We start from the raw sequence: 3,351 nt of genomic DNA, 5'->3' as shown, positions 1-3,351 counted from the left end.
GTTACCACTGAATATAGTATACAACAAAAAGGACAGATTAACCACTTCAAGCTATCGCTTGACCGAAATTCATCTCCCACTTTCACTGGTGCTTCGCACCCATACGCTTAGAAGTGGGAGACTTCTTCCGGAATTACGTTAAACTATACTGGATAATGGCGGCACGTTCAAGTTTCAAGCACCGGAGAATAAAACAGCTTATCCTTCATTAACAGAGGATAAGCTGTTCTGTTTTTCACAGCATAAACTTAGGATACTCTTTCATAACGTCATCGAGCAATGGATCGCCTTCTTTAAGAACTGTGCGAAGCATCTCCAGAGCCTGAAAATAGGAAAAGAACATCAGACAGGAGAACAGGGTTGGTATTTTTTGAGAAAAGGTGTGCTGTAGCGAGCGTTTCTTTAAAATGTTCCAGGTCTGGTAATCATCGTTCTCATCTTGGTATAAGGCCTGCCACCCTTTGACCATAGCCTCCTGAGCCTGGTAAATAATATGTCCATTAGTCACCATCTTATCCGTCTTTTTTACATCTAGATCAATCAATAGCTCGTGTTCATTTTTTATACTAAGTAAGGTCTGTTTGTCATGGCTATGGATATCCCGAACATTGTGGATTCCGATCCAGTTGGCGTGATTGTGCTTCGTTCCTTTGTCCGGAGCGAAACACATGGGACCTAAGACATAGGGACATTTCTGATTAATGCCAAAAGCTTTGCCTAATTGTTTAATCATTTCATAGTTTATGTTCATGGCATTGAACGACCGGTTTATTATCTGAGTTGTCGTTTCAACGGACTTGAGAGGTGACCCATAGAGATTAAAGACAATCGTGTTATAGGGTGTTCGTTCTTCATTGGACAAATCACAGATATAAAAGCATGTCCGGTCTATAGAAATATACTTCTGTTCAAGTGAAACATCCAGATAATTCATGATTTGAGAAGCGTCTATTTTGAGATGATCAAAATAAGTTCTACCTCTGTCTACCTTATTACTCGTGAAGAGGTACTGACTTGCCCGTTCTTTTAAAACATAATCTTCCAGCTGCCTGACGTACTTTTTATAAAGTTTATCCATGAACCGTTCCCTTCGGCACTGATTAAAGCGCTATCATTATTTTTGTTAAAGTTCATAAATTCACATTGATTATAGCATAAGCTGGTTATATTCGGTAGATATTAATTATATTTTTTCCATTAGATTAATTTAATCCTGTCTGTCTATCTCCTTTTATGTCAGTTGAAATCAGAAAATTTAGTTAAGAATGTGATGAGGATTTAAACTGATTCACCTTGATTATGAAAGTCTTTAGACTGGAATAATAATAATTTTATTAATCGGGAGTCAGACTACAGGTTTCAGTCCTTTGAATGAGAATAGCTCTACCTATAAAGTAGGGGTTGTACAAGGCCTGGTACAAATAAAACTAGAGAATTCTCGTAATAAAGGAAAATCGATGAGGACATTGAGAGAAGAAATGGCAGATGACTTTTTCTTTGTTCATACCAGTTTGGTTCATGGAGCATTGAAAAAGTGTGGAGTTTTAAGATCAAATCAGAATTATGATGATCTGGTTCAGATAGGTTTACTGACACTCGTTAAAGTGTACGAGCAATTTCCAGAGGATTTATGTGAAGAGGAATATTTTTATCAGTTCACAGGTTTTGCCTTTCAAAAAATCAAATGGGCGGTTATAGATGAGTTGAGAAAATATCAGCTGAAAAAAGAGCGGGAGGAGACTGTTTCAGAATTTTTTGACGATGAAGCAGAGTCGTCCAGGGACAAAAATGAAGACTGGATCGTCTGGCAGCTCTTTCCTTCTATGCTGGATTGTCTGGCACCGAATGAACAGATCTATTTGAATGAGACTGTCCTGAACCAGCTCTCCGTGACCGATATAGCGAGAAAGCATAAGGTCAGCCGCAAAACGGTCTACCAGTGGAAAAATCGAACGGCACTAAAACTGAGTCACTTTAAAGCAGTACTGATAAACTAATAGAGAGAAGGAAGAGACATGAGTAAAACAGTAATCATTGATGCAGGACATGGGGGAACCGATCCGGGGGCGAAGGGATTTGGAGTAAATGAAAAAGACTGGACACTTTCCATCAGTCTGTATCAGTATCGACGCTTGAAGGAGTGCGGGGTAGACGTCGCCCTGACCCGTCAGTCAGATGTATCCCTGAATCCGACGCAGCATATAGCTAGGATCAGGAATCAGTATGATTTATGCGTATCTAATCACTGGAACGCTTTCAATAGTCAGGCACGTGGGGTCGAGACGATTCATTCGATTCATGCCAAAGCTGATTTTGCCAGAGCATTGGCTGAAAAATTAGCTCACACCACTGGTCTGCCATTGAGGCGGGTATTCACTAGAGAAATTCGAAAAGGTGTCGATTATTATTATATGCACCGGTTGACTGGAAATACGGAAACAGTTATTGTAGAATACGGATTCATCGATAACCAGGTCGATCATCATTACTATTTGGAGCAAAATAATTTTATATCGGCTGCAGAAGCAGTTGTCGAATGTATCTGTAAAAAAGTGGGCGTCCGATATCAGCCTCCTACAAAAAAGACTGCACATCATTTGCCAGATTATCCAGCTAATGACAAAGCTAAATCGCTCCCGGGTTTTAAAGGGTTTCGTTTGGAGAGTATTCACAACGGTGAACTTCGTTTCTACAACAAGCCCAGCTGGTCTGACGATGATGTATTTGGATTCATGAAAAAAGGACAGATGTTTACTGAAATCCTGGACAAGCTGAAAGTCGGATCAGGTGAGCAGTATAAAGTGAGAAATGCCAGAGGGCAAGTGTTTTATGTAACTGCCAGCCCGAAATTTGTCCGAATAGTGTGAGCATTAAGGCTAACGTAGAGAAGATAACTATTATCAAACTGAGAAGAGACGGTCTCCATGAATAAGGATCATAATAAAAGTAAGCAAGAGGCTACTTCAAGGGAGTGGATCAAGCTGCCATTCGTTATCATATGGTTGCTGTTGAATGCAGTGATCCTCCTGTTCAACTATGGAGCACATAAAAAGGTAATCCCGAAAAAAGATCAGTTGGATAAAGAAGAGCACAGTCAGTCTTAGGAATCTGAAACTGGAAATTAACTAGCTTATGATTTGAATAAAGGAAAGTGACTATAACAGGCATCAGGGAGTGAAGAAGTCCTGCCGATGCCTGTTTGTCAGCCTATTTTTGAAATAGTAAAAACTCAAGTTTCGCACCCCTAAGAACGACGTTCTATCCTTTTACCGTAAAGATCAGTTAGAATATTGAACTTAAAAGTACAGAAAAAGACACCTCTCTTTGGTAAAATGTAGTTACCAACAAACA

General features: G+C 39.7%; 4 protein-coding genes. 3 read left to right on the top strand and 1 reads right to left on the bottom strand.

Annotated elements, in window-relative coordinates; genetic code table 11:
- Positions 1 to 235: 235 nt before the first annotated feature.
- A complete protein-coding gene (locus ACYQ2O_RS11225; protein ID WP_346025232.1) occupies positions 236 to 1,078 on the bottom strand; it encodes a competence protein ComK in 843 nt (280 codons plus the stop codon).
- A 379-nt stretch (positions 1,079 to 1,457) separates the two neighbouring features.
- Between ACYQ2O_RS11225 and ACYQ2O_RS11220 the strand changes: the two genes are divergently transcribed.
- From ACYQ2O_RS11220 to ACYQ2O_RS11210, 3 genes are read left to right on the top strand one after another with little or no spacing between them, the layout of a single operon-like run.
- Complete coding sequence (locus ACYQ2O_RS11220; protein ID WP_459769809.1) at positions 1,458 to 1,997, top strand: sigma-70 family RNA polymerase sigma factor; 540 nt, start codon at positions 1,458 to 1,460, stop codon at positions 1,995 to 1,997.
- Between the two features lie 18 nt (positions 1,998 to 2,015).
- Positions 2,016 to 2,867: an N-acetylmuramoyl-L-alanine amidase family protein gene (locus ACYQ2O_RS11215; protein ID WP_459796641.1), complete on the top strand. Its 852-nt coding sequence runs from the start codon at positions 2,016 to 2,018 to the stop codon at positions 2,865 to 2,867.
- 57 nt (positions 2,868 to 2,924) lie between these two features.
- Complete coding sequence (locus ACYQ2O_RS11210; protein WP_346025235.1) at positions 2,925 to 3,104, top strand: hypothetical protein; 180 nt, start codon at positions 2,925 to 2,927, stop codon at positions 3,102 to 3,104.
- Positions 3,105 to 3,351 lie beyond the last annotated feature (247 nt).

The organism is Alkalibacterium sp. m-11 (assembly GCF_054658155.1).
Note: the sequence above shows the minus strand (reverse complement) of the source record. Positions and strands in the feature narration are given on the sequence as shown.

Coding starts and splice junctions, on each gene's coding strand:
- ACYQ2O_RS11225 (WP_346025232.1), bottom strand. CDS start 1,078: ATGGATAAACTTTATAAAAAGTACGTCAGGCAGCTGGAAGATTATGTT.
- ACYQ2O_RS11220 (WP_459769809.1), top strand. CDS start 1,458: ATGAGGACATTGAGAGAAGAAATGGCAGATGACTTTTTCTTTGTTCAT.
- ACYQ2O_RS11210 (WP_346025235.1), top strand. CDS start 2,925: ATGAATAAGGATCATAATAAAAGTAAGCAAGAGGCTACTTCAAGGGAG.
- ACYQ2O_RS11215 (WP_459796641.1), top strand. CDS start 2,016: ATGAGTAAAACAGTAATCATTGATGCAGGACATGGGGGAACCGATCCG.